This window comes from Arthrobacter sp. 10N410 (genome assembly GCF_056394945.1).
This window is the reverse complement of record NZ_JBFTIP010000008.1, coordinates 104307-128867: the sequence shown is the minus strand read 5'-3', so window position 1 is coordinate 128867 and position 24561 is coordinate 104307. Positions and strand designations below refer to the sequence as shown.

Annotated in this window: 27 protein-coding genes; 7 read left to right on the top strand and 20 right to left on the bottom strand. The window is 67.6% G+C overall.

The genetic code is table 11. The features are described 5' to 3' along the window. Nucleotides 1-237: hypothetical protein (locus AC1DB8_RS15355; protein WP_476893498.1), on the top strand; the 237-nt coding region annotated here is incomplete at its 5' end. A gap of 85 nt (nucleotides 238-322) precedes the next feature. On the opposite strand, the gene AC1DB8_RS15350 is transcribed toward AC1DB8_RS15355, so the two are convergent. Then, entirely contained in the window at nucleotides 323-1255 is a 933-nt protein-coding gene (locus AC1DB8_RS15350; protein WP_441419184.1) for an EamA family transporter, read from the bottom strand. Between the two features lie 183 nt (nucleotides 1256-1438). On the opposite strand from AC1DB8_RS15350, the gene AC1DB8_RS15345 reads away from it, so the two are divergent. After that, on the top strand, nucleotides 1439-1981 hold the full coding sequence (locus AC1DB8_RS15345; protein WP_476893497.1) for a CGNR zinc finger domain-containing protein: 543 nt from the start codon (nucleotides 1439-1441) through the stop codon (nucleotides 1979-1981). Here AC1DB8_RS15345 and AC1DB8_RS15340 read toward each other — a convergent pair. From AC1DB8_RS15340 to AC1DB8_RS15330, 3 genes are all read right to left on the bottom strand, one after another. Continuing rightward, nucleotides 1978-2325: a hypothetical protein gene (locus tag AC1DB8_RS15340; protein WP_476893496.1), complete on the bottom strand. Its 348-nt coding sequence runs from the start codon at nucleotides 2323-2325 to the stop codon at nucleotides 1978-1980. The two genes, AC1DB8_RS15345 and AC1DB8_RS15340, sit on opposite strands and share 4 nt — an antisense overlap. A gap of 85 nt (nucleotides 2326-2410) precedes the next feature. Further along, nucleotides 2411-3004, bottom strand: a complete 594-nt coding sequence (locus tag AC1DB8_RS15335; protein ID WP_441419172.1) for a hypothetical protein — start codon at nucleotides 3002-3004, stop codon at nucleotides 2411-2413. Between the two features lie 9 nt (nucleotides 3005-3013). Beyond that, the gene (locus AC1DB8_RS15330; protein ID WP_476893495.1) at nucleotides 3014-4381 is read right to left on the bottom strand and encodes an MATE family efflux transporter; all 1368 of its coding nucleotides are present in this window, start codon (nucleotides 4379-4381) and stop codon (nucleotides 3014-3016) included. A 144-nt stretch (nucleotides 4382-4525) separates the two neighbouring features. On the opposite strand from AC1DB8_RS15330, the gene AC1DB8_RS15325 reads away from it, so the two are divergent. Together AC1DB8_RS15325 and AC1DB8_RS15320 are read left to right on the top strand one after the other, a co-directional pair. Continuing rightward, entirely contained in the window at nucleotides 4526-4960 is a 435-nt protein-coding gene (locus AC1DB8_RS15325; RefSeq protein ID WP_476893494.1) for a DoxX family protein, read from the top strand. 192 nt (nucleotides 4961-5152) lie between these two features. Beyond that, nucleotides 5153-6127 carry an acyl-CoA thioesterase gene (locus AC1DB8_RS15320; protein WP_476893493.1) on the top strand — a complete coding sequence of 325 codons (975 nt, stop codon included), beginning with the start codon at nucleotides 5153-5155 and terminating at the stop codon, nucleotides 6125-6127. Here the strand turns inward: AC1DB8_RS15320 and dnaB are convergent. Beyond that, entirely contained in the window at nucleotides 6124-7506 is a 1383-nt protein-coding gene (gene dnaB / locus AC1DB8_RS15315) for a replicative DNA helicase (RefSeq protein WP_175323067.1), read from the bottom strand. The genes AC1DB8_RS15320 and dnaB overlap by 4 nt on opposite strands. Before the next feature lie 787 nt (nucleotides 7507-8293). Between dnaB and AC1DB8_RS15310 the strand changes: the two genes are divergently transcribed. Both AC1DB8_RS15310 and AC1DB8_RS15305 read left to right on the top strand, forming a co-directional pair. Continuing rightward, entirely contained in the window at nucleotides 8294-8761 is a 468-nt protein-coding gene (locus tag AC1DB8_RS15310) for a hypothetical protein (protein WP_441419168.1), read from the top strand. A gap of 3 nt (nucleotides 8762-8764) precedes the next feature. Beyond that, complete coding sequence (locus AC1DB8_RS15305; RefSeq protein WP_476893492.1) at nucleotides 8765-9340, top strand: hypothetical protein; 576 nt, start codon at nucleotides 8765-8767, stop codon at nucleotides 9338-9340. A 16-nt stretch (nucleotides 9341-9356) separates the two neighbouring features. Here the strand turns inward: AC1DB8_RS15305 and AC1DB8_RS15300 are convergent, their stop codons facing one another. The 7 genes from AC1DB8_RS15300 to rpsF all read right to left on the bottom strand — a co-directional run bounded on the left by AC1DB8_RS15300 (nucleotide 9357) and on the right by rpsF (nucleotide 13311). Further along, complete coding sequence (locus AC1DB8_RS15300; RefSeq protein WP_441419166.1) at nucleotides 9357-9743, bottom strand: TFIIB-type zinc ribbon-containing protein; 387 nt, start codon at nucleotides 9741-9743, stop codon at nucleotides 9357-9359. Between the two features lie 32 nt (nucleotides 9744-9775). Continuing rightward, entirely contained in the window at nucleotides 9776-10402 is a 627-nt protein-coding gene (locus tag AC1DB8_RS15295; protein WP_476893503.1) for an FMN reductase, read from the bottom strand. 173 nt (nucleotides 10403-10575) lie between these two features. Further along, on the bottom strand, nucleotides 10576-11430 hold the full coding sequence (locus tag AC1DB8_RS15290; RefSeq protein WP_476893491.1) for a PhzF family phenazine biosynthesis protein: 855 nt from the start codon (nucleotides 11428-11430) through the stop codon (nucleotides 10576-10578). A 116-nt stretch (nucleotides 11431-11546) separates the two neighbouring features. Beyond that, nucleotides 11547-11999 carry a 50S ribosomal protein L9 gene (gene rplI / locus AC1DB8_RS15285; RefSeq protein ID WP_441419164.1) on the bottom strand — a complete coding sequence of 151 codons (453 nt, stop codon included), beginning with the start codon at nucleotides 11997-11999 and terminating at the stop codon, nucleotides 11547-11549. A gap of 17 nt (nucleotides 12000-12016) precedes the next feature. Continuing rightward, a complete protein-coding gene (gene rpsR, locus AC1DB8_RS15280) occupies nucleotides 12017-12256 on the bottom strand; it encodes a 30S ribosomal protein S18 (RefSeq protein ID WP_003800144.1) in 240 nt (79 codons plus the stop codon). A gap of 125 nt (nucleotides 12257-12381) precedes the next feature. After that, nucleotides 12382-12951: a single-stranded DNA-binding protein gene (locus tag AC1DB8_RS15275; protein WP_476893490.1), complete on the bottom strand. Its 570-nt coding sequence runs from the start codon at nucleotides 12949-12951 to the stop codon at nucleotides 12382-12384. 54 nt (nucleotides 12952-13005) lie between these two features. Then, on the bottom strand, nucleotides 13006-13311 hold the full coding sequence (rpsF, locus tag AC1DB8_RS15270; protein WP_056428835.1) for a 30S ribosomal protein S6: 306 nt from the start codon (nucleotides 13309-13311) through the stop codon (nucleotides 13006-13008). A gap of 248 nt (nucleotides 13312-13559) precedes the next feature. On the opposite strand from rpsF, the gene AC1DB8_RS15265 reads away from it, so the two are divergent. After that, nucleotides 13560-14246: a DUF1345 domain-containing protein gene (locus AC1DB8_RS15265; protein WP_441419162.1), complete on the top strand. Its 687-nt coding sequence runs from the start codon at nucleotides 13560-13562 to the stop codon at nucleotides 14244-14246. Here AC1DB8_RS15265 and AC1DB8_RS15260 read toward each other — a convergent pair. From AC1DB8_RS15260 to AC1DB8_RS15225, 8 genes are all read right to left on the bottom strand, one after another. Beyond that, a complete protein-coding gene (locus AC1DB8_RS15260) occupies nucleotides 14243-15574 on the bottom strand; it encodes a M18 family aminopeptidase (protein ID WP_476893489.1) in 1332 nt (443 codons plus the stop codon). The two genes, AC1DB8_RS15265 and AC1DB8_RS15260, sit on opposite strands and share 4 nt — an antisense overlap. Before the next feature lie 24 nt (nucleotides 15575-15598). Then, entirely contained in the window at nucleotides 15599-17041 is a 1443-nt protein-coding gene (locus tag AC1DB8_RS15255) for an amino acid permease (protein WP_441419160.1), read from the bottom strand. 239 nt (nucleotides 17042-17280) lie between these two features. Next, entirely contained in the window at nucleotides 17281-18186 is a 906-nt protein-coding gene (locus tag AC1DB8_RS15250; RefSeq protein ID WP_476893488.1) for an ABC transporter permease, read from the bottom strand. Between the two features lie 3 nt (nucleotides 18187-18189). After that, nucleotides 18190-19134: an ABC transporter ATP-binding protein gene (locus AC1DB8_RS15245; protein WP_476893487.1), complete on the bottom strand. Its 945-nt coding sequence runs from the start codon at nucleotides 19132-19134 to the stop codon at nucleotides 18190-18192. 132 nt (nucleotides 19135-19266) lie between these two features. Further along, on the bottom strand, nucleotides 19267-20769 hold the full coding sequence (locus AC1DB8_RS15240) for a bifunctional phosphatase PAP2/diacylglycerol kinase family protein (RefSeq protein WP_476893486.1): 1503 nt from the start codon (nucleotides 20767-20769) through the stop codon (nucleotides 19267-19269). Nucleotides 20770-20835: 66 nt separating this feature from the next. Further along, nucleotides 20836-22023: an MFS transporter gene (locus AC1DB8_RS15235; RefSeq protein ID WP_476893485.1), complete on the bottom strand. Its 1188-nt coding sequence runs from the start codon at nucleotides 22021-22023 to the stop codon at nucleotides 20836-20838. Then, entirely contained in the window at nucleotides 22020-22793 is a 774-nt protein-coding gene (locus AC1DB8_RS15230) for a DeoR/GlpR family DNA-binding transcription regulator (protein ID WP_476893502.1), read from the bottom strand. Before AC1DB8_RS15230 ends, AC1DB8_RS15235 begins: the two co-directional genes overlap by 4 nt. A gap of 65 nt (nucleotides 22794-22858) precedes the next feature. Continuing rightward, nucleotides 22859-24541 carry an ABC-F family ATP-binding cassette domain-containing protein gene (locus AC1DB8_RS15225; protein ID WP_441419155.1) on the bottom strand — a complete coding sequence of 561 codons (1683 nt, stop codon included), beginning with the start codon at nucleotides 24539-24541 and terminating at the stop codon, nucleotides 22859-22861. Between the last annotated feature and the right edge of the window lie 20 nt (nucleotides 24542-24561).

Genomic DNA, 24561 nt, shown 5'->3' with positions numbered 1-24561 from the left:
CTCAAGACTCTTGGGACGAAGCTGCAGGCCGGTTCTCAGGAGATCGACAACCAGAGGTCGATGCTGACCAAGGTCCTGGCCGGTACCCAGTGGCTGGGCCCGGACGCGGAGAAGTTCCGCAACGAGTGGAACGGCGAGCACGTTGCCGCCCTCACCCGGGTGTCCCAGGCGCTGCAGCAGGCCAGCCAGCAGGCCAACCGCAACGCCACCGAGCAGGAAAGCGCCTCCTCGCGCTAGCCGGAACCCTCTCCAGACCAGCCCGGACGCAACCGCGTCCGGGCTGTTCGTTTAAAGCGGTTCGCTTGGCAGCCGGACCCGTCCCTCAGGGAACCGGCTCGACGTCGTTGGCGTGGTCGAGTTCGGCGGGCAGCCGGGCGGGGACGCGCAGTTCGTCCAGCCGGACCAGCACCACGCCGCCGACAATCAGCAGGCCGCCCAGGAGCTGGACGGGGCCCGGGAGTTCGCCCAGGAGCAGCCAGGCCCAGATGACGGCAAACAGCACCTCGGTGAGCGAGACGAAGGATGCCACCTTCGAACCGAGCGCCCGCGCGGCCACGACGCCGGAGACGTAGGCGAGCACGGTGGCAAGAATGACCAGCCCGAGCAGCGGCACCCACCAGGGCGTGACCCAGGCTCCGAGCCTGGTGTCGGCCGTGCTGGCCACCATCGGCAGCAGCCCCGTGGCCGCCGCCAGCCACATGACCAGCGCACCCACCATCAGGCCGCCGGAGGCCAGCACGATCGGCGGCAGCGTGTCATTCTCTTTGGCCGTGATGAAGAAGTAGATAGCCAGGCAGACGGCGGCCGCGATGCCCCACAACACGCCGACCACGTCGATCTTTACCGCCCCGGTCAGATCGAGGACCAGGACCAGGCCGGCGAGGGAAAGCAACGTTCCTGCCACAGTGAGGGGCCGCGGCCGTTTCCGGCTCGCCGCCCAGAGCCACAGCACAATGATCACCGGGGCGAGGTACTCGAGCAGGAGTGCGACGCCCACCGACAGCCGGGCGACGGCGTTGAAGTAGAACAGCTGGCAGGCGGCGACACCGATCAGGCCAAACAACAGCACGGTGAGCCAGTTGTCGCGGAGCTGGTGCCAGCGGCCGCGCAGGGCGAGAACGGCCGGGACGGCCAGGACCAGCGCGGCTCCGGTGAGCCGGGCGGTGACCGCGGCGCCCGGCGTCCAGCCGGTCTCCAACAGCGCCTTGGCGAAGGAGCCGGAAAGACCGAACACCGCCGAGGAAAACAGGGCCATTCCCAAGCCCGAGGCCAGGAAGCCCGGAGCGTCCGGCGTCGGCTTATCGGCGGGGCGGAGCTGTGGGCGGTTCTTGGCCGGAGCCCCGGCGGGGCGGCGTGCGGCAGACACGGGCTGCCTCCTGTCAGGAGTAAAGTTGGGTTATGGTCATGACAGTACGCCCGGGCGACGTAAGGAGTCAAGATGGTTTTTGCACCTGACACAGAGGTTGCGCTGCGCTCGGTGGTCGGCCTGATCAACACGGCGGCGAACGGGGAGGAAAGACTGGCCACCGTCGCGGACCTGGACCGCTTCCTCACCGCCGAGGGCTTCAGCGGTTCCCGGACCCAGGATGCCGCCGAGCTGGCCAGCGTGCACCGGCTGCGCGGCGAACTTGCCGAGCTGTGGCTGGCGGATGAGGGGACCGCCGTGGACACCGTCAACCGCCTGCTGCGCGAGGCCCACGCCTTGCCGCAGCTGATGAAGCACGACGGCTGGGACTGGCATCTGCACGCGACCACACCCGAGGCGCCGCTGGCCGACAGGATGAGCACCGAGGCCGCGATGGCGCTGGTGGATGTGATCCGCAGCAAGGAAATGGACCGGATGCTGGTCTGCGCCGCGGACAACTGCGACGCCGTCGTGCTGGACCTCAGCCGGAACCGTTCCAAGCGCTACTGCGATACCGGAAACTGCGCCAACCGCGCACACGTCGCGGCCTACCGGGCGCGGAAAGCGGCGCCCTAGCGGATGTCGCCGCGCTCGTCGGCGTCGGGGGACGGCTCGGCGGCGTGTCCGCCGAAGGACGAGGCCGGCTTCCTGGAGCTCAGGTTGACGCCGGAGCCCTTGCCGAGGTGCTCGGCGTTGTCCTTGTAGCTCATCGAGAGCATGGCCGCAATCACGAGGGTCACGATGAAGGCGATGCCGGCGCCGGTAAAGGCCAAATCGAAGCGGGGGGCCTTGGCGCTGCCCCCGGAGGCGAAGATCAGGACGGCGAAGAAGGCCAGCACTGCCCAGAACGCGGAGAACATAAGAGGACCCTTGACCGAAGTCCGCAGGCTGCGGCGTTCTCCTGAATTCTGTTCTGCCAAGGTGCTTTCCTCCTGCCGCCAACGCCGGCTTGGCGTGGCAGTCGTGATACTGCGGTTGTTCTACGCAAGGTAGAACCTGTTCCTACTAGTTTACGGCCTCGGCGGATACGTCCCGCGCATCATGGCGCAGGGTCAGCCCGGCCAGGGTCCACAGCACCCCGCTGATGATCGCGCCTCCGCCGGCCACGCCGAGCAGCGCGTGCGGGCCGAGGTCAATGAAGAACGGCAGCGCCACGGCAGCGCCCAGCCCGATCACTCCGGAGGCGGTCCAGTCCCGTGCCAGGACGGAGCGGCGGCGCTCGGCCATGCCCAGGTAGAGCTCCGCGGCGCCAGCGAGACCCAGGCCGAGGGCGCCGATGATGCCGAACACCAGGTTGCCGGGGAGCAGTGCCACGGCTGCGCCGGTTCCGGTCAGGACGGCCCCCGCGGCGGCCAGGACCTTGGCAGTCCGGCCTCCGTGCTGCAAACCGGTTTTTTTGACGCTCCAGAGCAGCACCAGCCCGGTGGCGAGCAGATAAAGGCCCCCGGCCCAGCCCATGCCGGCAACAGGGGGCGCTGCCCAGAAAACCGTCACGGCGCCGAACGCCAGCGCGATGGCGGCCCGGAGCAGCACGGGCTTCCACACGTCCGGGGCGGCGGGCAGGGCAGTCGAGGCTTGGGGGTCTGCGGGGAAAGTCACCTGCCCAGTTTAGTGGGTGCCTCCGTGGGCGCCGAGCAGCATCCACCGGTCGGTGCGCGCCCGCAGCCCGAGGGTGACGGCGCGGGCCAGCATGTAGCCCAGCGAGAAGGCCGCCCAGAGCCAGAGCAGCGCCGCACCGCCGTCGGCCCCGGACAGCCGGACCGCCAGCAGCAGCGGCAGGTAGACGGCAAGGTTCACGACGCCGGCAATCGCCAGGTACCGCGCGTCCCCGGCGCCGATCAGCACACCGTCAAGGACAAAAACATAGCCCGCGATCGGCTGCCCGGCGGCCAGCACCCAAAGGGCCAGCGTGAGGGCCGACCGGACCCCGGCGTCGGGGGTGAACAGCTGCCCCGCCCACGGCGCCGCGGCGGCCAGCAGGAGTCCGGTCAGCACCCCGAAGCCGAGCCCCCAGCGGACCATGGTTCCAGTGAGCTCGCGCACCGCCGCCGGGCGGGAGGCGCCGAGTTCCTTGCCGATCAGGGCCTGGGCGGCGATCGCGAGGGCGTCTAGTGCAAAGGCCAGGAAGGTGAAGACGGTCATCGCGAGCTGGTGGGCGGCGAGGTTCACCGGCCCCTGGGCCGTGGCGACCACCACCGTGGCGAGGATCGCGATGCGCAGGCTGAGCGTCCGCAGCATCAGCCATGACCCCACCCTGGCCAGGGACCGGATGCCGCGCCAGTCGGGGATCAGGGTCACCCCGTGGTTGCGGGCATTGCGCTGCACCATCACGACGTAGACCAGGGCCATGGCCCACTGGGCAATGCTGGTGCCCAGGGCCGACCCGGTGACGGAGAGCTGCAGCCCATAGACCAGGAAGAGGTTCAGCACGATGTTTACGGTGAAGCCGGCGGCCGCCACGACCAGCGGAGTCCGGGTGTCCTGCAGGCCCCGCAGCACTCCGGTACCCGCGAAGATGAGCAGCATGGCCACCAGGCCCGGCATGGACCAGCGCAGGTAATCCACGGCAAAGGATCGCACCTCGCCGCGGGCGCCCATCAGGTCCAGAAGAGGTTCGGCGGCGAAGAACCCGGCCGCGGCGAGTCCGACGCCCAGCAGCAGCGCGAGCCATACTCCATCACGCCCGGCCGCGAGTGCCCTGGGCAGCTGGCCGTTGCCGATCGCGCGCGCGACGGCGGGGGTTGTGGAATAGGCGAGGAACACCATCAGCCCCACCGCGGTATGCAGCACCGCCGAGGCCAGTCCCACGCCGGCAAGCTGGGCCACGCCCAGGTGCCCCACGATCGCGGAGTCCGCGAGCAGGAAGAGCGGCTCGGCGATCAGCGCCCCGAAGGCCGGCACGGCCAGGCGGAGGATTTCCCGACGCCGGGTTGCCGGCGGCGGAAGTGTTGCGGGAGTCGGGGCGGAGGCGGGCACGGAACCACCCTAGCGGCGTCGCACGGCTTCGCATTAGTTGACATTTCAACTATGCGCCGGAACACTTGAAGTTGAATCTTCAACTAAACCTGTGCGGGCTGCCATCTCCGACAGCCCCCTGCCAGACGTTAGAACGGTATTTCCATGAACCAGCCCACGCTCACCACCACTGCCCGCATCATCCTGCGCGTCGTCACCGGATTCCTCTTTGCCGCCCATGGCTGGCAGAAATTCAGCGAGTTCACCATCCCGGGAACCCAAGCCGCGTTTGCCCAGATGGGCGTCCCGGCCGCCAACCTTGTCGCACCGGCCGTCGCCACGCTGGAGCTGGCCGGCGGCATTGCGTTGATCCTCGGCGTGCTCACCCGCGTGTTCGCCCTGCTGCTGGCAGTCGATATGCTGGGCGCCCTCTTCCTGGTTCATGCCTCGGCGGGAATATTTGTCGCTGCGGGTGGCTATGAGCTGGTGCTGATCCTGGCCGCCGCGGCCCTGGCCGTGGCGCTCGTAGGTGCTGGCAGGGTCTCTGTGGATGGGGCCGTCTTCGGCCGCACCGGCTCCAGGCTCAGCGCCTTGGCCTAGGTGCGGCAGCAGTAACAGCGTTCGACGGCGGGCGGTCACTTCTTGGTGGCCGCCCGCCGTTGTCCCCGGCCGCCGGCGCTGTACTGACAGCGGCGTCTGTGCCGGCGCCCGTGGCGGCGTCTGTGGCGGCCGGAGCCGGGTTTGTGTCGGGCGCCGGCGACGGTTCGGCGGACCGTCAGTACACTCGCTTCCATGAGCGAGATTTCCGCCAACGCCGTCACCCTGCGCTTCCTGGCCGCCCCCATGGACGTGGGCCACAGCGGCTCGGTGGACGCGGGCACGGTCCTGGAGTGGGTGGACAAGGCTGCCTATGCCGCCGCCGTCGGCTGGGCGAAGTCCTACTGCGTGACCGCCTATGTGGGAAATATCCACTTCGCAGATCCGGTCAACAGCGGCGACATGGTCGAAGTTACCGCAACCATCGTCTACACCGGCCGGTCCTCGATGCACATCCGCACCGTGGTCTCCTCCGGCGATCCCAGGGGCGGGCCGGCCACGATGCGCAGCCAGTGCATGGTGATCTTCGTAGCGGTGGGCGAGGACGGCAAGCCGATTCCGGTGCCGCAGTTCGAACCGACGACGCCGGCGGAAATTGAGCAGCGCGAGCATGCGCTGGCCCGGATCAAGGTCCGCGAGGACATCGTCGAAGCCATGAGCGGCCAGGAGTACACCGACGCCGGAACCGCCGAACGCGTCACGCTGCGGTTCATGGCCGCCCCCACGGATGTGAATTGGGGCGGCAAGGTCCACGGCGGAATCGTCATGAAGTGGATCGACGAGGCGGCCTACGTTTGTGCCTCGCGCTACTGCGGGAAGGACACAGTGGCGGTCTTCTCCGGCGGCGTGCGGTTCTACCGGCCGCTGCTGATCGGGCACCTCGTGGAGGTGGAGGCGCGGCTGGTCTACACGGGAACAAAAGGCATGCACATAGCCGTCCATGTCCGCTCCGGGGATCCCAAAGGGCACGAACTGAACCTCACCACGTACTGCCTGACCGTCATGGTGGCCCGCGACCAGAGCGGAACCTCCGTCCCGATCCCGCAGTGGGTTCCGGTGTCCGAGGAGGACAAGCGCTTGCACGCCCATGCCCGGGCGCTGCTCGAGATCCGGGGCCGGGCACCCGGAAACCGGCTGCCCAACCACTTGCTCCCGAAGGCGCTGCCCTAGAAGCCCCCGCCGCCTGCGTCGCCCGCCATGTTGGCGAAGCGGGAGTAGTGGCCCTGGAATGCGACCACGATGTCCTTGGTGGGACCGTTACGGTGCTTGGCGATGAGGATGTCCGCCTCGCCGGCGCGCGGAGACTCCTTGTCGTAGACGTCTTCGCGGTGCAGCAGGATGACCATGTCGGCGTCCTGCTCGATGGAACCGGACTCTCGGAGGTCGGAGACCATGGGGCGCTTGTCCTGGCGCTGCTCGGAGCCACGGTTCAGCTGCGAGAGCGCGATCACCGGGACCTGGAGTTCCTTGGCCAGCAGCTTCAGGGCGCGGGAGAACTCCGAGACTTCCTGCTGGCGCGATTCGACCTTCTTGCCCGAGCTCATGAGCTGCAGGTAGTCGAGGATGACCAGCTTGAGGTCGTGTTGCTGCTTCAGCCGGCGGCACTTGGCGCGGATTTCCATCAGGGACATGTTGGGGCTGTCGTCGATGAACAGCGGAGCGTCGTTCATCCGGCCCATGGTGGTGGCGATCTTGGACCACTGCTCGTCCTTGATGGTGCCCTTGCGCAGATCCTGCAGCCCGATCGTGGCCTCCGCGGACAGCAGACGCATCGCGATCTCGTTCCGCCCCATTTCCAGGGAGAACATGACGGTGGCGAGGTTGTTCTTGATCGCCGCGGAACGGGCGAAGTCCAGTGCGAAGGTGGATTTACCCACGGCGGGGCGCGCGGCGATGACGATCATCTGGCCGGGGTGCAGGCCGTGGGTCAACTCGTCGAGTTCGTAGAAACCGGTGGGGACACCAACCATGCCTTCGCCACGGTGCCCGGACGCTTCGATTTCATCCACGGTGGATTCCATCACGTCCTTGAGGACGACGTAGTCCTCGGCGGTACGTCGTTCGGCCACGGCGTAGACCTCGGCCTGGGCCTGGTTGACCAGGTCCTCCACCTCGCCGTCCTGCCCGTAGCCGAGCTGAACGATCTTGGTGCCGGCGTTGACCAGGCGGCGCAGGACGGCCCGTTCGGCCACGATTTCGGCGTAGTAGCCGGCGTTCGCGGCGGTGGGTACGGTCTGGATTAGCTCGTGCAGGTAGGCCGGGCCGCCGATCCGGTTGATTTCGCCGCGCTTGGTCAGCTCGTCCGAGACGGTGACGGCATCGGCGGGTTCACCGCGGCCGTACAGGTCGATGATCGCTTCGTAGATGGTTTCGTGCGCCGGGCGGTAAAAGTCCTGGCCGCGGAGGATCTCCACGACGTCCGCAATGGCATCCTTGGACAGCATCATGCCGCCCAGCACGGACTGCTCCGCGGGGATGTCCTGCGGCGGCTTGCGGCTGCCTTCGGCTCCCCGAGTGCCCTCGACCGAGTCCAGATGCGTAACTGACAAAACTGCCGTCCTTCATTGTGTGCCGGCGGAATGCTATTCGCCGGCGGCGCTTAGGCCATCTGTTGTAGTGCGTGTTGTAGTGCGTGTTGTGGTGCGTGTTGTGATGCCGTGTTGTGGTGCCGTGGCGTTGATCCGGCAGGCCTCCACCGGTTCATTACTAGCAGCAGGCTCCGACACTTTGTCTGGCACCCGGGCTGCGGCAGTCCTGCGGAGCGGCACCGGCGGTAGCTTGCGGGGCCGCTGACCGCCTTATGCATAACCGCCTCATCCAAAACCCGCCTCGTCCACCACGCCGGACCGCCGCGGTTCGGCCGCAGGGGTTACCGCTGCGCCGCCGGAATGCGGCTTGCGGCGGTGGCCTGCGGCCGGGGCCGGATTTCGGTGCCGACAACCTGGTCTCCCGCTACGTTATCCCCCGACCGGGCCCGCACCAACCCGCCCAGCCGGCGTTCCTGTGGATAACTTGTGGACTACTGGCCCGTGCTTGTGCACAGCCTGTGGGAACCCCTGTGGATAGAAGAATTCTTTCACCCGTAATAGCTACCTGACCTGCGGAAACACCCGTTTTTACTTGTGGATGAAAAACTATTTTCGCCAAGCTTCATCCACAGCTTGCGGCTGGCGGCTGGGGATAGCGGCTGGCCGCATGGGCCACAGGAGTGGTCAAATATGCGAATTCTGTGATGCTTGTCACCCGGACGCCGGCAAATTGACGCTCGTGGGCACGGCCTGTATGCGACACCTCGAATATGCTGTGGATAACTGCTATCTGGCATAAGCTGTGGCCATGGGCGATGTCTTGATAGTCATACTGCCTGCCCTCATCCTCGCGGGCGTGCTGTGGGCAGTCGCCGCGGCATTGAAGCCGCGTAATTTCGGTATCTCCGACGCGGAGCGCTACCAGCTGGAATTGGCCATGCGCTCCCGCGCCCACTACGAGGCCCAGGTGAAGGCTGCCACAGCGGCCCGCGCCCGGGTGGATGCCGCGACCCGCCCCAGCCAGAACGAACAGCAGCAGTCGCAGCAGGCTGAGCACGCCCGCGCGGCCCTGCAAGGCGGCCGGGGCCCCTTTAGCGACAGGACGCAGCCGGGCTACCCCGGCGCGGTCCTGCCCGGCGGCCAGCTGAATCCCCAGTTCACGCTGCAGCTCCAGGCCCTGGCCCGGTCCGGCCACAAGGTCCAAGCCATCAAGCTGCTGAGGCAGGCCACCCACTCAGATCTTTTGACCGCCAAGAATTACGTAGATCGGCTGTAGTCCATGGAAGCCCTGCTAGTCCCCATCCTGATCCTCGTTCTCGTGGGCCTCGGCGTCGTAGTTGCCGCACGTGCGATCGGGCGCCGTCGGCCGCAAACTCCGCAGGACGCACCGCCGCAGCCCGTCCGCAACTCAGCGGAGCTCGCCCGCACTGCCGCCGCGCGGCTGGATCAGGAGCAGCACCGGCGCCTATACGCCCTGATTGCCCAGGGTCAGGCGATGGCGGCCATCAAGCTGTACTTGGAAGCCACCGGCGAGGGCCTCCGGGCTTCCCGGGACGCGGTGGGCGCCCTGGCGGCCCACCCCCAGCCCTACCGCCCCCGGCAGGCGCCCGAGCAGCCCGCCCACGACGACGACGAGGACGCACCGCAGCGCTTTCCCTACCGTTACCGGGCGATCGCCAGCAAGGGCGACGTCACCCGCGAGGTCAGTAGCAATATGCTCAACGACGAGATTTACGGCCGGATCCGCACCCTCGCCAAGAGCGGCGACACCGAGGCAGCAGCGGCCGCGCTGACCCGGCACTCGGACATCTCCCTCAAGCAGGCCCAGGAGTTCATCGCACTGCTTGAGGAGTGAGGGGTGGAGGCGGACGCTAGAAGTCGAACAGCTCCCCCAGCCAGCCCTCCTTCTTCTTGGGCCGGCGTCGGTCGTCGTAGCGCGGCTGCTCGTAGCGGGGCCGGTCCCGGCGTTCGTCATGGCGGCGGTCGTCAAAGCGCCGGTCATCCGGTCGGCGGTCGTCCCGGCGCGGTTCCGGGGCGTAGAGCGGCGGCGGGATGTGTCCCGGGGGAGTCGGTGCCGCCGCCGGCGGTGCGGCTGGAGGAGACGGGGCGGAGGCGCCGAAGCCCTCCGCCGCACGGTCGATGATCTTGTCGAGCTCGCCGCGGTCCAGCCACACTCCGCGGCACTGCGGGCAGTAGTCGATCTCCACGCCGCTTCGTTCGCTCATTACCAGGTCTACGGAATCCACAGGACATTTCATGTCCCGAACAACGAACGGCGCGCCGAATAAGTTCAGTTGCGGCCGGAGATCCCGGCGAGCAGCTGCTCGAACGGCAGCGACTCCAGCGGCGCCTGCTGCGGGCGCGGCTGCGCTCCTTCGAGCAGGCCGGTGAACTCCCCTGCCGCCCGCTCAATCCTCGCGGAAAGCGGTGAGCCGCCGTCGCCGCTTGTTCCCCAGTCCTGCGGGCCTGCGAAGACGCCGGTGGCCGCGATCCGGGTGCGGAGGTAGCTGAAGAGCGGACGCATGGCGTAGTCCAGCACCATCTGGTGCCGGTCGGTACCGCCCGTGGCGCCCAGCAGGACGGCCTTGCCGTCCAGCGCCTTGGGATCCAGCACATCGATGAACGACTTGAACAGCCCGCTGTACGACGCACTGAAGACCGGGCTGACCGCGATGATGCCGTCCGAGGCCTCCACCCCGGCGATCACCTCCGCCAGGCGCGGCGCGGCGTAGCCGGTCACGAAGTTGTTGGCGATCTCAACGGCCAGGTCGCGCAGTTCCACGACGTCGACGCTCACGGAGTAGCCGGCCGCGGCGAGCTGGCGTTCAGCGGAGGCCGCCAGTTGGTCTGCGAGCAGGCGGCTCGACGACGGGACGCCAAGTCCGGCGGAGATAACGGTAATGCGGCGGCTTTCCACGGTGTGCTCCTGCAGCTGGTCCACGGTTTCGGTAACTATATGCATTTGCATCTACCTGTAGAAGGGTCGGCCGGCCCTCTTTATTCCCTCCCCCGCTGCTCTATCACTTCGGGTCCTTTTGACCGCCGAATAGCAGCCATATCTGACAGATCAACGACGGCTCCCCGCGCCACTTAGAGCAGGACAAATCCCTCGATGCAGCTCATCGAGTTCCCGCCGACCCAGACGTCGTCCCCCGTCGTCTCGATGTAGACCCGGCCGGCGCGGCCCAGCACGGTCCCTTGGGCCGCAAGGTAGGACTCCGGCGCCCGGCCGGCTCCGATCAGCCACTGGGCCGCACCGGCGTTGAAGCTGCCCGTGACCGGGTCTTCCGCGGCCGCGTCTCCCGGGATGAAGGTGCGTACCTCAAAGCCGACCTCGGATCCGGCGGGATGGGGGCCGATCACGCCCACCTTGAGTCCGGCCATTGCGGCGAAGTCGGGCCGGATGGCCAACACCTGCTCCGCGGAGTCCAGCAGCACTCCGATCCATTCCGGGCCGTTGACGAGCCAGGACGAGTCCAGGAGCGCCTCCCGGGGCATCTGCAAGCCGGCCGCGATGCGGGCGAGGTCCGTCTCGGCCACCGGTCCGGAGCGGGTCAGCGGCGGGGCGGCAAAGGCCAGGCGGCCGCCGTCGCGCTTGACCCGGACCAGCCCGGCCGCGCATTCCTGGACCAGGATTCCGTCGTGCAGCGGGACGCCGCCCGCCTCGAGCCAGGCATGGGCCGAGCCGAGGGTGGGATGGCCGGCGAAGGGAAACTCTTCGCTGCCGGTGAAGATCCGCACCCGGTAGTCGGCGTCGGGGTGCGTGGGCGGCAGCAGGAACGTGGTCTCGGAGAGGTTGGTCCAGTTGGCAAACCTCTGCATGGCGTCGGCGTCGAGGTCCCCGGCGTCGAGGACGACGGCCAGCGGATTCCCGCGGTAAGGTTCGGCGCTGAAGACGTCCACCTGGGTGAAGGGGCGGAGACGGGGTGCGGTAGTCGGAGTCACTGCCGAAGGCTATCACCGGCACCCCGCCGGGCTGGCAACGCAGAAGGCCCCCGCGTCCGGCTTCCCAAAGGAATCCGGACGCGGGGGCCTCCCGGCAGTTCAGTTAGTCGAAAAGACTACTTGCCTGCAACTACGTCGAGTTCGATCACAGCGGAAACGTCGTCGTGCAGACGGACGTTGGCCTGGTAGGAACCGGTCGACTTGATGTGAGCCGGCAGTTCAACCTTGCGCTTGTCGATGCGGCCGAGGCCGGCGGCCTCAACAGCGTCCGCCACGTCGCCCTGCTTGACGGTGCCGAACAGGCGTCCGGTCTCGCCAGCCTTGACAACGAGCTTGACCGGCTTGGCCTGCAGTGCTGCGGCCTGCTTCTGAGCGTCTTCCAGGGAAGCGTGCTCGCGAGCGGCGCGGGCAGCCTTGATGGACTCAACCTGCTTCTCGCCGCCCTTGGACCAGGTCAGGGCGAAGTTGCGGGGCAGCAGGAAGTTACGTGCGTAACCGTCCTTGACCTCGACAACGTCGCCAGCAGCACCGAGACCGGTTACTTCGTGGGTCAGAATGAGCTTTGCCATGTTAGTTAATCCCTTCCTTAGCCGCGGCCAGCGCCGGAGTAAGGCAGCAGAGCAACTTCGCGGGCGTTCTTGATTGCCTGTGCGATCTTGCGCTGTTCCTGCACCGTGACGCCGGTGACGCGACGGGCGCGGATCTTTCCGCGGTCGGAGATGAACTTGCGCAGCAATGCTACGTCCTTGTAGTCGATGACAGTGATGTCAGCGGCCTTCAAGGGGTTGGACTTTGGTTTGGGCTTACGGAGTTCAGCCTTAGCCATCGTGGAGCTCCTATTCGATGGAGCCCGTGGATATTGATCCACGGGATGGTGGTGATCCGCGGCGGTCATCGCGGGGCTGCCGTGCGGCTGCCTCGCGGGTCACGACGTCGGACCTTAGATGTTGTTTAGAAGGGAGGTTCGGAATCCGGGCCGTTGCCCCAGCCGCCTGCATTGCTGACCCCGGGCGTTGCCCAGGGGTCGTCCTGCGCTGCGGGCTGGTTGCCGCCCCAGGTTCCGCCGGAGTTGCCGCCCTGGTTTCCACCAGAGTTGCCACCGAAACCGCCGCTGTTACCGCCGCCGAAGCCACCCTGACCACCCTGTCCGCCGGAGCGCTGGGTGCGGTTGACCTTGGCGTTGGCGTAGCGCAGGCTGGGGCCGATCTCGTCGACCTCAAGCTCGATAACGGTGCGCTTCTCGCCTTCCTTGGTTTCGTAGGAACGGCTCTTCAGGCGGCCGGAAACGATGACGCGCATGCCCTTGGTGAGGGACTCGGCGACGTTCTCGGCTGCTTCGCGCCATACCGATGCGCGGAGGAACAGGGTTTCCCCGTCCTTCCACTCATTGGACTGGCGGTCGAAAGTGCGGGGCGTAGAAGCGATGGTGAAGTTCGCTACTGCCGAACCTGACGGTGTGAACCTCAGTTCGGGGTCATTGGTGAGATTACCGATGACCGTAATAGTGGTTTCGCCTGCCATCTACGTCCTCCTTGTTCGTTCCTGCGGGGTTAAAGATTGAAGGGTGGAGCTGAATTACTCAGCAACAACCTTCTGCTCTTCGGGGCGGGTGATCTTGGTGCGCATGATGGTCTCATTGAGACTCAGCTGGCGGTCAAGTTCCTTGGCGGTAGCCGGCTCAGCGGTGAAGTTCACCACGGCGTAGATACCTTCGGACTTCTTCTGGATTTCGTAAGCCAGGCGACGACGGCCCCAGATGTCAACCTTTTCGATGGTTCCACCATCGGTCGTGATGACGTTCAGGAACTTCTGAAGCGTTGGCTCAACGGTACGCTCTTCGACCTCGGGGTCGATGATTACCATCAATTCGTAAGGACGCATATGTGAACCCACCTCCTTTGGGCTAAGCGGTTACGGCATTTCCGTAACAGGAGGTTCATTTGCGGTGCTTGCGCGGCGCATCGCCCCCGGAACGGAGGCAGGGCGCAGCACAGACTTCAATAGCTTAGTGCATCCGGGGCAGTTTCCGCGATTTCCTGTCCCGCCACCCTAGACTCCTCGCGCCGTCGGTGGAAGCTCCCCGGCGGCGCTGTGGATAACCGCATGGGCGCTTGTGCCATGATCGGGGAATGAGCACCGGTTCCGCCCCCCGTTCCCTCGCATCCCCCGTCCACCGCAGCCGGCTGCGGTTTGCTGTGATGGTGCTGGCAGGACTGCTCGCCGCCACAGCGTCGGGGCTCTCCGGACACTGGGTGGAAGCCCCGGCGATCGCCTGGAGCAGTGCCGCCCTCACCTACGTGCTCTGGGTCTGGATTGTGATCGGTCCGCTGGACGCCGCCGATACACGTGCCCACGCCACCTTGGAGGATCCGTCCCGGAGCGTCACGGATCTGATGATCCTCGCCGCCAACGTCGCCAGCCTGGCGGCTGTGGCCGCCGTCGTCCTCGACTCGCACAGCAACAACGGCGGATCGCGGCTTGGCAGCGGCCTGCTGGCGCTGGCCTCCGTTGCACTGTCGTGGATGCTCGTGCAGACACTCTTCACGGTCCGCTATGCCGGCCTCTACTACAGCACCGAGCTTCGGGCCGGGGCAGCGGTGGGCGGCATCAACTTCAACCAGGCCGAGCCGCCGCAGTACACCGACTTCGCGTACCTCGCCACCAGCCTCGGGATGACCTACCAGGTGTCGGACACTGCCCTGGAAAACCATGCAATCCGGGCCGAGGCGCTCAAACACAGCCTGTTGTCCTACCTGTTCGGCACCGTCATCCTTGCCGCCACCGTCAACCTCGTGATTGGCCTCGCCGGGTCCTAGGCAGCCGCCTGGGAGGCGGTGCGGAAGAACAGTTCCGTGACTGTCGCCAGCCGGTGCGGGTCCTCGACGCCGCACAGCTCGCGTGCCGAGTGCATCGACAGCAACGGGACGCCGACGTCGACCGTCCTGATCCCGAGCCGGGTGGCCGTCAGCGGGCCGATTGTCGAACCGCAGGGCATAACGTTATTGGAGACGAACTCCTGGTACGGGATCCCGGCATCGGTGCACAGCCTGGCCCACAGCGCTGCCCCGGCGGCGTCCGTGGCGTAGCGCTGGTTGGCGTTGATCTTCAACAGCGGTCCGCCGTTCAGGGCCGGGCGGTTGGCCGGGTCGTGGCGTTCGGCATAGTTGGGGTGCACGGCGTGGCCGGCGTCGGCGGAAACACAGAACGACGCCGCGAACGCCTGCCGCCGCTGGCTCGCCGTCGCGCCCAGCCCGTCGGAGATGCGGACCAGGATGTCCTCGAGGACCGGGCCGCAGGCACCGGAGCGCGAGGCGGAGCCGATTTCCTCGTGGTCGAAGGCGGCCAGCACGGCGATAGGCCCGTCCGCCGGCACCTCACCGGCGGCGTGCGCGATCAGCGCGGTGAGGCCGGCGTGCGTGGCGGAGAGGTTGTCGAGCCGGCCGGAGGCGAAAAATTCACCCTTGGCGCCGAACACCGCCGGGGCCTGCGTGTCCGCGATGACAACGTCGTAACCGCCGATCTGCGCGGGATCCACGGTGGCACCGGAGACCCGCTCGGCGAGGAGCCCGAGCAGGTCCTCGCCGGCCGGATCGCCGAGGCCGAAGACCGGATTCATGTGCTGCTGCTTGTCCAGGGCCAGGCCCTCGTTCACGGCCCGGTCCAGGTGGATGGCGAGCTGCGGGAAGCGCAGCAGCGGCCCGGTGGCCGTGAGGTGCTGGGTGCCGTCCAGCATCACCAGACGCCCGGCAAGCTGCAGTTCGCGGTCCAGCCAGGAGTTCAGCAGCGGACCGCCGTAGACCTCGACGCCGGCCTGCAGCCAGCCGAACTTGCCGGTGGTGGGCTTGGGCTTGAGTTTGAAGGACGGCGAATCGGTGTGCGCGCCGAGGATGTTGAACCCCGTGGTGGGTCCGGCGCCGGCGGGCACCACCCAGGCGATGAGGGCACCGTCGCGGATCACGTAGAACTTCCCCGCCGACCCGGCGTCGCCGGCCCCCTGCCACTGCTGCAGTTCGTCGAGGCCGGTGAACCCCGCTTCGTCCAGCCGCCGGGCGGCCTCGTGGACGGCGTGGAAGCTCGACGGCGACGCGCTGACGTACGCGCCGAGGTCCTGGATGTGGTCTGCAGCAGTGGCGGAGGAAGGCATGGCTCCGAGTCTAGCGCCGCCTGCTTACTTGGACCGGCCGACGCCGGCGGGGGCATCCTCGCTGCGGGTTTCGGCGTCGGCGGGGAGGCCTGCGGGCTGGGGTGCGGCCACCGGGGAGGCGCCGTGCCTGCGGTAGCGCCAGAGACCGATTCCCACGACGACGGCGGCCAGGGCCAGCGAAAGCAGCAGCGATTCACGGGTGGTGTCCAGCACCACCATGCCCACCAGCAGCGCGACGATGCTGACGATCGCGAGCCAGGTCAGGTACGGGAACAGCCACATCTTCAGCTCCAGATCCCGGGCGGCGGTGCCCATCCGGCGGCGGAGGATCAGCTGCGAGACCGAAATGACGAGCCAGACGAACAGCGCGATGGCGCCGGAGGTGTTGACCAGGAACAGGAAGACGGTGTCCGGGGCGATGTAGTTCAGGCCCACGGTGATGAAGCCGACGACGGTCGAGGCCAGCACCGCGGCGGCCGGGACGCCGCGCTTGGAGATCCGCATCCAGGTGCGGGGCGCGTCGCCGCGGCGGGAGAGCGAGAAGAGCATACGGCTGGCGGTGTAGAGGCCGGAGTTGAGGCAGGACAGCACCGAGGTCAGCACGACGATGTCCATGATGGTGCCGGCGCCGGGGATGCCGAAGAGTTCAATCACGGCGACGTACGGGCTCTTCGCCACGGAGGCGGAGTTCCAGGGCAGCAGGGTCACGACAATGGCGATGGAGCCGATGTAGAACACCAGGATGCGCCAAACGGTCGATTTGACGGCCTTTTTGACGGCGTCGACCGGGTTCTCGGATTCGCCGGCGGCGATGGTCGCGATTTCGGCGCCGAAGAAGGAGAACACGACCACCAGGATGCCGGCCAGCACCGCGCCGGGACCGTTGGGCATGAAGCCGCCCTTGCCGGTCAGGTTGTCCAGGCCGGGAGCGGGGACGCCGGGGACGAGGCCCAGGATGGCGGCGACGCCGAAGAGCAGGAACAGCACAATCGCGGCGACCTTGATGGAGGCGAACCAGAACTCGAACTCGCCGTACGACTTCACCGAACCCAGGTTGGTCAGCGTGAGGAGCACCATAAGGACCAGCGCCCAGATCCACTGGTCGATGCCGGGAACCCAGCGGTGCATGATCGCGGCGCCGGCCGTGGCTTCGATGCCGAGCACGATGATCCAGAACCAGGCATAGAGCCAGCCGATACTGAAGCCCGCCCAGCGGCCCAGCGCCTTGTCCGCGTAGGTGGAAAACGATCCGGTTTCGGGGTTGGCGGCGGCCATTTCGCCGAGCATGCGCATCACCAGGATGACCACGAGCCCTGCCGCCAGGTAGGCCACCAGAATGCCGGGGCCGGCCTGCTGGATGGCGGCGCCGGAGCCGACGAAGAGGCCGGCACCGATGACGCCGGCGATGGCGATCATGGACAGATGCCGGGGTTTCAGGGATTTGGAGAGTTGCTGGTCAGCCTGCATGAAGCGCCGTCCTTCGTGGGTGGTGTCGGCCCGCGCCCCAGTGCCGGCGATGCCAGGCAAGGATGTGCGGCGGACCACAATGTCGTTTCACCCTAGACCGCCGCAGAGAGGCTTAGTTCTGTGCAGTCACACAGATTACGCCCCCCAAAATGGGACGGACCTCCAGCCATAGAGCCTCCCAGGCAAAGGATGTTGCCTGGGAGGCAATTCCGAAATGTGCCTGAAACCACTGCTTCGGACTAGATGTCCCGCTTCTTGAGCAGGATGCCGGCCAGCACGATCGGAATGACCACCCACGCGCCAAGGACCAGGGCGGCCTGCCAGCTTTCCAGCGTGTCCGGGACGTGTTCGGCGGCGGTCAACGGTGCCAGCGTGTTCGACGGGATGAATTTGCGCAGTTCCGTGACGAAGTCGCCCTGGATAATTTGCAGCGCGATCGGCAGCACGAAGAAGATTCCCACGAGCGTCATGATGCCGCCGGCGGAGTTCCGGATCAGGGCGCCGAGGGCCATCCCGATCGCAGCGACGGCGGCAACGTAGGCGCTGTTGACCAGCAGCGTCCGGAAGTAGTGCCCGCTGGAGACGTCCAGGGTGTGGCCGTACTGGTCCAGGATCGGAACCGCCACCAGGCCGGCGAGGTAGAGCGAAAGTGCCGTGACCAGGAACGCGGAGACCACAACAACAAGGAGCTTGGCCGCCAAGGCCGGAATCCGCTTCGGGACGGCGGTGAACGTGGACCGCGCCATTCCCGTGGTGAACTCGGAACTGATGATCAGGACGGCCAGTGAGCCAAGGATCAGCTGCGCGAAGGAGATGCCGGCGCTGGGCGCCGACGCGGCGATGTCGCCCTGCGCGGCCAGCGCGGCTGAGCGCTGCGGATCGGAGTTGGAGGCCTGCAGTGCCTGGCCGATGCCCCAGGCGGCAAGGGCTCCCACCCCGATGATGACGGCGATGGTGGCGCCGAGCAGGATCAGGGTGGACAGCAGCGTGCGGAACTTGATGACCTCGGAGTTCAGGACGCGCAGGAAGCTGGGGCCCGGGCCGGTGCTGAGGCTGTCGCCAGCCCGGTCGCCTGCCTGGTTGTTTGCAGCGCCGGAGCGCGGCCCGCGGCTCGAGGGATTGGGTTCAAGGGTGGTCGAGCTCATGGCTTAGTTGCCTCCGGCCTGGGCGGGGGCGTGGCCGCCCGTGGTGATCAGTGAGTGGTATTCGACCTCATCCTTGGTCAGTTCCATATAGGCCTCCTCGAGGCTGGCCCGGAGCGGGGTGAGTTCGTAGATCATGACGTGGTTGTCGAGGGCGGTGCGGGCGATCTGCCGGGGCTCCAGCCCGGTGACCTCGAGGAGTTCGTTGTCCTGCACCTGCACGGTGATGCCGGTGCCTGCCAGCAGGCGCATCAGCTGGTCCGGCTGGTCGGTGCGGACGCGGGTGCGCCCCTGGCCCTTGCCGGTGATGATCTCCTGGATCGGCGCGTCGGCGATGATCCGGCCGCGTCCGATCACGATCAAATGGTCCGCGGTGACCGCCATTTCGCTCATCAGGTGGCTGGACAGGAACACGGTGCGGCCCTCGGAGGCGAGGTATTTGACCAGGTTGCGGACCCAGACGACGCCTTCCGGGTCCAGTCCGTTGACCGGCTCGTCCAGGATGATCGTCTGCGGGTCGCCGAGCAGGGCGGCGGCGATGCCGAGGCGCTGGCCCATGCCGAGGGAAAAGCCGCCCACCTTCTTCCTGGCGACCTCGGCCAGACCCGTCATTTCAATGACGTCGTGCACGCGTTTTTTCGGGATGCTGTGCGTGGCGGCCATGGCCCGCAGGTGGTTGTAGGCCGAGCGGCCGGTGTGGACGGCTTTGGCGTCCAGCAGGGCACCGACGTCCCGCAGCGGCGCGTGGTGCCGGTTGAACGGCACCCCGTTGACCGTGACGGAGCCCGACGTCGGCCGGTCCAGTCCCATGATCATGCGCATCGTGGTGGACTTGCCCGCTCCGTTGGGTCCTAGGAAGCCGGTAACCCGGCCCGCCTCGACGGTGAAATTGACTCCGGCGACGGCGGTTTTTTCGCCGTATACCTTGGTCAGGCCTCGTGCTTCGATCATGGAAGCGTTCCTTTGCGTCGCGTGTGGTTGTGTACCCACCACGCTACCGACGCCGCCGCGCGAATGCGCCGCTTTAAGGGTTGATTCAGGGCTGAATCAGGGTAATCCGGACAATGGCGGCATGGCCGCCGCTCAGCCCTCCGGCTGCGGGGAGTAGTACACCAGCCCGCCGTGCTTGACCGAGAACTCGACGGCGCGGACGCCCGGCATGACTTCGCCGTCCACCGCCAGCACCATGGTCGTGTCGCCCGGTTCCACCCGGATCCGGCTGGCTTCGCGCAGGTGGGTGATCCGGGAGGTCGCCACGGTTCCGGTCAGCACCGACCAGAGCAGGCGCAGCCGGGCAAAGGATTCGTCCGCCGTGATCATGCGCAGGTCCAGCACGCCGTCGTCCAGCACCGGCCGGACCAGCGGGGCATGGTCGCGGGGGTAGTAGCGCCCGCGGCCGACGTAAAGGATCCAGAGCTTGTGCCGCACCCCGTCCACGACCAGGGTGCTCGGGGTGCCCGCGGCGAAGGTCCGGAACATGGCGACGACGCCGGCCAGCGGCTTTCCCAGCGCGGGCTGGAGCTGCTCGCGCCGGCGCACCAGGTTGGGGTACAGGCCGATGCTGGCAGTGTTCAGCATCGACAGCTCCAGCTTCTCCGGACTGTCCGGCAGCCCCCGTTCTACCGACACGTGCCCGATGTCCGCTCGCGCCGCCTCCCCTTTGGCGGCGGCGTCGATGGCGGCCTTCAGGGTGCCGGTGCCCGCGTCACGGGCGAAATGGTTGAGCGTTCCGCCCGGCAGCACCAGCAGCGGCAAGGAATGTTCGACGGCGGCCGCCGCGGCGGTGCCCACCGTCCCGTCTCCGCCCCAGACTCCGAGGGCAACGACGCCGGGACGTGTTGCCACCGCCTCGATTCCGGCCGCCACATCCTCTTCGGGGGCAATTTCCTTTATATACGCCTTAGGGAATACTTTCTGCAGGGCCTCGGCCGTCTCATCGGCGTATGAGCCGCCGAGCGTGTTGACCGCGATGCCCAGCCCCTCGCCGTCGGGCAGTGCGGCAGCTCCGACCGGGGTGCGCCGAACCGCGGGGAACGGGGGACGGACCGGCCACCACTTCCTCGTCACGAGGGCCGCCCCCGCCCCGATCGCGGAGCCGAAGAAGACGTCCGAGGGCCAGTGCGCCCCCGTGTGCACCCTGGAGTAGGCGACGCCGGCGGCGACGGGTGCCAGCGCGGTGCCGAGCGCCGGCCGGACCAGCCCCACGCCGAGGGCGAACGCGGCGGCCGACGCGGAGTGCCCGGAAGGCATGGAGGAACTGCTCGGTTGCGGATGAACGAAGCGGAAGACCGGAAGGTGCTCTGGCAGCGGCCGGGCCCGGGGCAGCAGGGTCTTGAAGACAAGGTTGGTCACCGCGGAGGCCACACCCTGCGCCAGCACGCCGTGCAGGGCAGCACGCCGGGTCTTGCCGGGGAAGAGCGCCATCACCGCGGCAATCCCGAACCAGAGCTTGCCCTTATTGGCGGCCGCGGAGAGCCGCCGGAAGAAGTCGTCGTGGCCGCCGCCGGGAACCCGTGAGAGGGACTGGACCAGTCGACGGTCCAGCTTCTCCAGTCGGCGCGGCGTTTTCCCCAGTATGCTTCGCATTTCCCCACCTTACTGCGGGCCCCCTGGATGAGGCGCTGACCCGGGTGCTGGATCCCGGGCCGCTGCTCAGCTGGCGCGCAAGGGCCTCGCGGCGCCGGCGAGCAGCAGAGCAACCAGAATCGGCGCCCCGATAGCCAGCAACGCCAGCCGGATCCCCGTCAGGTCGCCGAGGTAGCCCAGCAGCGGGGGCCCGGCAAGGAACGCGATGTAGCCGAGGGTGGACACGACCGATACCCGGGCCGCGGCGTGCCGGGGGTCGTCGGCCGCGGCGGACATGCCCATCGGAAAGGCGAGGGCTGCTCCCACGCCCCAGAGTGCCGCGCCGGCCGTTGCGAGCCAGATATTGCCGGCGAAGACGAAGAATGCCAGCCCGGCCGCGGCGGCTGCCATGCTGGCCCGCAGCACCGCGACCCGTCCGTAGACGTCGATCGCCCGGCCGCCAAAGAAACGCATGGCCGTCATCGCCAGCACGAAGACGGCGAACAGCAGGGCTCCGGTGGACTGCTCGGCACCCAGGCCGTCCACGGAGGCCTTGGCGATCCAGTCGTTGCCCGCGCCCTCGGTCAGGGTGGCGCCGAGGACGACGACGCCGATCAGCAGGGTGCGGCCGTCCCGCCAGGCGGAAGCGGCCCGCGGCGGCCTGGCCTCGCCGGCAGCAGGTGCCTGCTCCGGTGCGTGCGGCAGGAAGTACCGCGGCGCGATCAGGGTCGCGGCGGCCACCACGGCGGTGATGGCGAGCAGGTGTTCCGGCAGCCCGACGCCGAGCGTCGCTAGACCGGCGCCGACCAGCGCGCCCACGAACGCGCCGCCGCTGAACGCGGCGTGGAACTGCGGCATGATGGTCCGGCCCAGCCGGTGTTCGACGTCGGCCCCTTCGATGTTCTGGGACACGTCCCAGAGTCCGATGCCGATGCCGAGGAAGAAGAGCGAGATGGCCGTACCGGGGACGGCTGCGGCGCCAAGCGAGAGCGCCACCCCTGCGCCCGCCACGGCGGCCAGCAGACCGCCTGCGCGCACGGTGTTGGCGGTTCCGAGCCGGCCTACCACGAGCCCGGCGGTCGGCAGCGCGATCAGCGAGCCGACCGCGACGCACAGCAGCAGGCTTCCCATCTGTCCGGAGGAGATGTGCAGGATCTCGGTCACCGCGGGGATGCGGGCGGCCCAGCTGGCGAATACGAGGCCGTTGATCCCGAAGATCAGGAAGGTCGCTGCGGCCGCCGCCTTCAATTGCGGGGCGGTTGAGGTCCTGGTCATACGATCACTGCTTCCACTGAGTGTTGGGCAAGGAGGGTGAGTTCGTCGGAGCTGAGAGCCTTGTCGGTGACGACGGCGTCCACAGCGTCCAGCGTCGCCACCAGGGCCATGCCACTGGCGTTCCATTTGGATCCGGAGCAGGCAACGATCACCCTGGCTGCCGATTCCAGCCCTGCGCGCTTCACCGCGGCGTCGTCGAGATCATGGGCCAGCAGTCCATCCCGGAGATCCAGCGAACAGGGGGTGACCACGGCTGTGTCGAAGCGCAGTGAGCGGATATTTGCCTCCGTCAGGGGTCCGCGGAAGGACAATTCGCCCGGAACAAGGCTCCCGCCGGGCAACAGGAGCTCAGGGCGGCGCCCGGCCGGGACCTGGTCTGCGGCCAGTTCACTGACGGCCCTCAGCGACATTGGCATGATCGTCATGTCGCGCTGCTGGAGCTGTCGGGCGATCTCCGTGGCCGTCGTGCCGCTGTCGAGCCAGATACGGCCACGGTCCTTGAGCATCGCCGCAACCGCGGCGGCAATCCGCACCTTGGCTGCGTGCTCCTCCAGCTCGCGCTGCCCGTACCCGGGGTTCTCGCCCTGCAGCAGCAGACTGACTGCCCCGCCGTGGACCCGGCGCAGGACGCCGTGACCGGCCAGACCGTCCAGATCGCGCCGGATCGTCGCGCCGGAGGCTGCGCAGGCGGCCATTAGCTCATCCACGCTCACGCGTTCCCGGTGGCGAAGGAGCTCGCCGATATAGCGATGCCGCTCATCCGTGTTCATGAGCAAATAATACCAGTCGGTGATCATTTGATCATCAAATGATCACTTCATCGGCTGGCGCTACCTCAGCGGACGCGCTCGACGCGTTTTTCGTCCCACACCGGCTCGGCCGATTCGTAGACCTTGCCGTCCGAGCCGAAAACCAGGAAGCGGTCGAAGGTGCGGGCGAACCAGCGGTCGTGCGTGACGGCCAGGACCGTGCCCTCGAAGTGGTCGATGGCGCGTTCCAGTGCCTCGGCCGAGTGCAGGTCCAGGTTGTCCGTGGGCTCGTCGAGGAGCAGCAGGGTGGCGCCGGAGAGCTGCAGCAGCAGGATCTGGAACCGGGCCTGCTGGCCGCCGGACAGGGATTCGTACTTCTGCTCCGACTGCGACGCCAGGCCGTAGCCGTCCAGCGCCCCGGCCGCCGCCTCGCGTCCCAGCCCGGAGCGGTGTTCGTCGCCGCGGTGCAGGATCTCCAGCAGGGTCTTGCCGAGCAGGTCGGGCCGGACGTGGGTCTGGGCGAAGAACCCGGGCCGGATCCGGGCGCCGAGTTTCACGGCGCCCTCGTGCGGGACCTCGGCGATCTCCACATCGGAGACGGGCAGGTGCTCGCGTTCCGGGTCGGTGCCGCCGGTCGCAAGCAGTCGCAGGAAGTGGCTCTTGCCGGAACCGTTGGAGCCGAGCACCCCGACCCGGTCGCCGAACCAGACCTCGGTGGAGAAGGGCTTCATCAGCCCGGTGAGCTCCAGCTTCTCGGCCACGATGGCGCGCTTGGCCGTGCGGCCGCCCTTGAGCCGCATCTGCACGTTCTGCTCGATCGGCAGCGCCTCGGGCGGGCCGGCCTCGAGGAACTTCGCCAGCCGGGTCTGCGCGGCGTGGTACCGGTTGGCCATGTCGGAGCGGAACGCGGCCTTGTTCTTGTACATGTTGACGAGTTCCTTGAGCTTCACGTGCTCCTCGTCCCAGCGTTTGCGCAGCTCCTCGAAGCGGGCGTTGCGGTCAGCGCGGGCGTCGACGTAGGAGCCGAAGCCGCCGCCGTGGATCCAGGCGCCGGCGCCGTTGATGCCGGGCTCCAGGGTCACGATGCGGCCCGCGGCGTTGTTCAGCAGCTCGCGGTCGTGGCTGATAAAGAAGACGGTCTTCTTGGAATCGTTGAGCTTGGCTTCCAGCCAGCGCTTGCCCGGGACGTCAAGGTAGTTGTCCGGCTCGTCGAGCAGCAGCAGCTCGTCGGGTCCGGCAAACAACGCCTCCAGGACCAGCCGCTTCTGTTCGCCGCCGGACAGGCTCGACGCCGGCCGGTGCTGCGCGCGGTCGAAGGGCAGGCCGAGGGCGGCCATGCAAACCTCGTCCCAGACGGTCTCGACGTCGTAACCGCCGGCGTCGCCCCAGTCCACGATCGCCTGTGCGTATTTCATCTGGGTGGGCTCGTCGTCGTGCTCGATCATCGCCAGTTCCGCCTCGTCGACGGCGCGCGCGGCGGCCGCGAGTGCGGGCGGGGCGGCGGAGACCAGCAGGTCGCGGACCGTGGAGTCGTCCCGCACCTGGCCGACGAACTGGCGCATGATGCCCATGTTTCCGGAGCGGCCGATCACGCCTTCGTCCGGAACGAGGTCGCCGGAAATGATCCGGAACAGCGTCGTCTTGCCAGTTCCGTTCGGCCCGATCAACGCCGTCTTGGTGCCGTCGGGGACCTTGAACGTCACCCCGTTGAGCAGCTGGGTGCCGTCGGAGAGGAAGTAGTCGATGCCGGAAACGTCAATATGAGCCACACAGCAATCTTCCCACGGCC

Coding starts and splice junctions, on each gene's coding strand:
- AC1DB8_RS15350 (WP_441419184.1), bottom strand. CDS start 1,255: ATGGCCCTGTTTTCCTCGGCGGTGTTCGGTCTTTCCGGCTCCTTCGCC.
- AC1DB8_RS15345 (WP_476893497.1), top strand. CDS start 1,439: ATGGTTTTTGCACCTGACACAGAGGTTGCGCTGCGCTCGGTGGTCGGC.
- AC1DB8_RS15325 (WP_476893494.1), top strand. CDS start 4,526: ATGAACCAGCCCACGCTCACCACCACTGCCCGCATCATCCTGCGCGTC.
- AC1DB8_RS15320 (WP_476893493.1), top strand. CDS start 5,153: ATGAGCGAGATTTCCGCCAACGCCGTCACCCTGCGCTTCCTGGCCGCC.
- AC1DB8_RS15310 (WP_441419168.1), top strand. CDS start 8,294: ATGGGCGATGTCTTGATAGTCATACTGCCTGCCCTCATCCTCGCGGGC.
- AC1DB8_RS15305 (WP_476893492.1), top strand. CDS start 8,765: ATGGAAGCCCTGCTAGTCCCCATCCTGATCCTCGTTCTCGTGGGCCTC.
- AC1DB8_RS15300 (WP_441419166.1), bottom strand. CDS start 9,743: ATGAAATGTCCTGTGGATTCCGTAGACCTGGTAATGAGCGAACGAAGC.
- rplI (WP_441419164.1), bottom strand. CDS start 11,999: ATGGCAAAGCTCATTCTGACCCACGAAGTAACCGGTCTCGGTGCTGCT.
- rpsR (WP_003800144.1), bottom strand. CDS start 12,256: ATGGCTAAGGCTGAACTCCGTAAGCCCAAACCAAAGTCCAACCCCTTG.
- AC1DB8_RS15275 (WP_476893490.1), bottom strand. CDS start 12,951: ATGGCAGGCGAAACCACTATTACGGTCATCGGTAATCTCACCAATGAC.
- rpsF (WP_056428835.1), bottom strand. CDS start 13,311: ATGCGTCCTTACGAATTGATGGTAATCATCGACCCCGAGGTCGAAGAG.
- AC1DB8_RS15265 (WP_441419162.1), top strand. CDS start 13,560: ATGAGCACCGGTTCCGCCCCCCGTTCCCTCGCATCCCCCGTCCACCGC.
- AC1DB8_RS15260 (WP_476893489.1), bottom strand. CDS start 15,574: ATGCCTTCCTCCGCCACTGCTGCAGACCACATCCAGGACCTCGGCGCG.
- AC1DB8_RS15255 (WP_441419160.1), bottom strand. CDS start 17,041: ATGCAGGCTGACCAGCAACTCTCCAAATCCCTGAAACCCCGGCATCTG.
- AC1DB8_RS15250 (WP_476893488.1), bottom strand. CDS start 18,186: ATGAGCTCGACCACCCTTGAACCCAATCCCTCGAGCCGCGGGCCGCGC.
- AC1DB8_RS15245 (WP_476893487.1), bottom strand. CDS start 19,134: ATGATCGAAGCACGAGGCCTGACCAAGGTATACGGCGAAAAAACCGCC.
- AC1DB8_RS15240 (WP_476893486.1), bottom strand. CDS start 20,769: ATGCGAAGCATACTGGGGAAAACGCCGCGCCGACTGGAGAAGCTGGAC.
- AC1DB8_RS15235 (WP_476893485.1), bottom strand. CDS start 22,023: ATGACCAGGACCTCAACCGCCCCGCAATTGAAGGCGGCGGCCGCAGCG.
- AC1DB8_RS15230 (WP_476893502.1), bottom strand. CDS start 22,793: ATGAACACGGATGAGCGGCATCGCTATATCGGCGAGCTCCTTCGCCAC.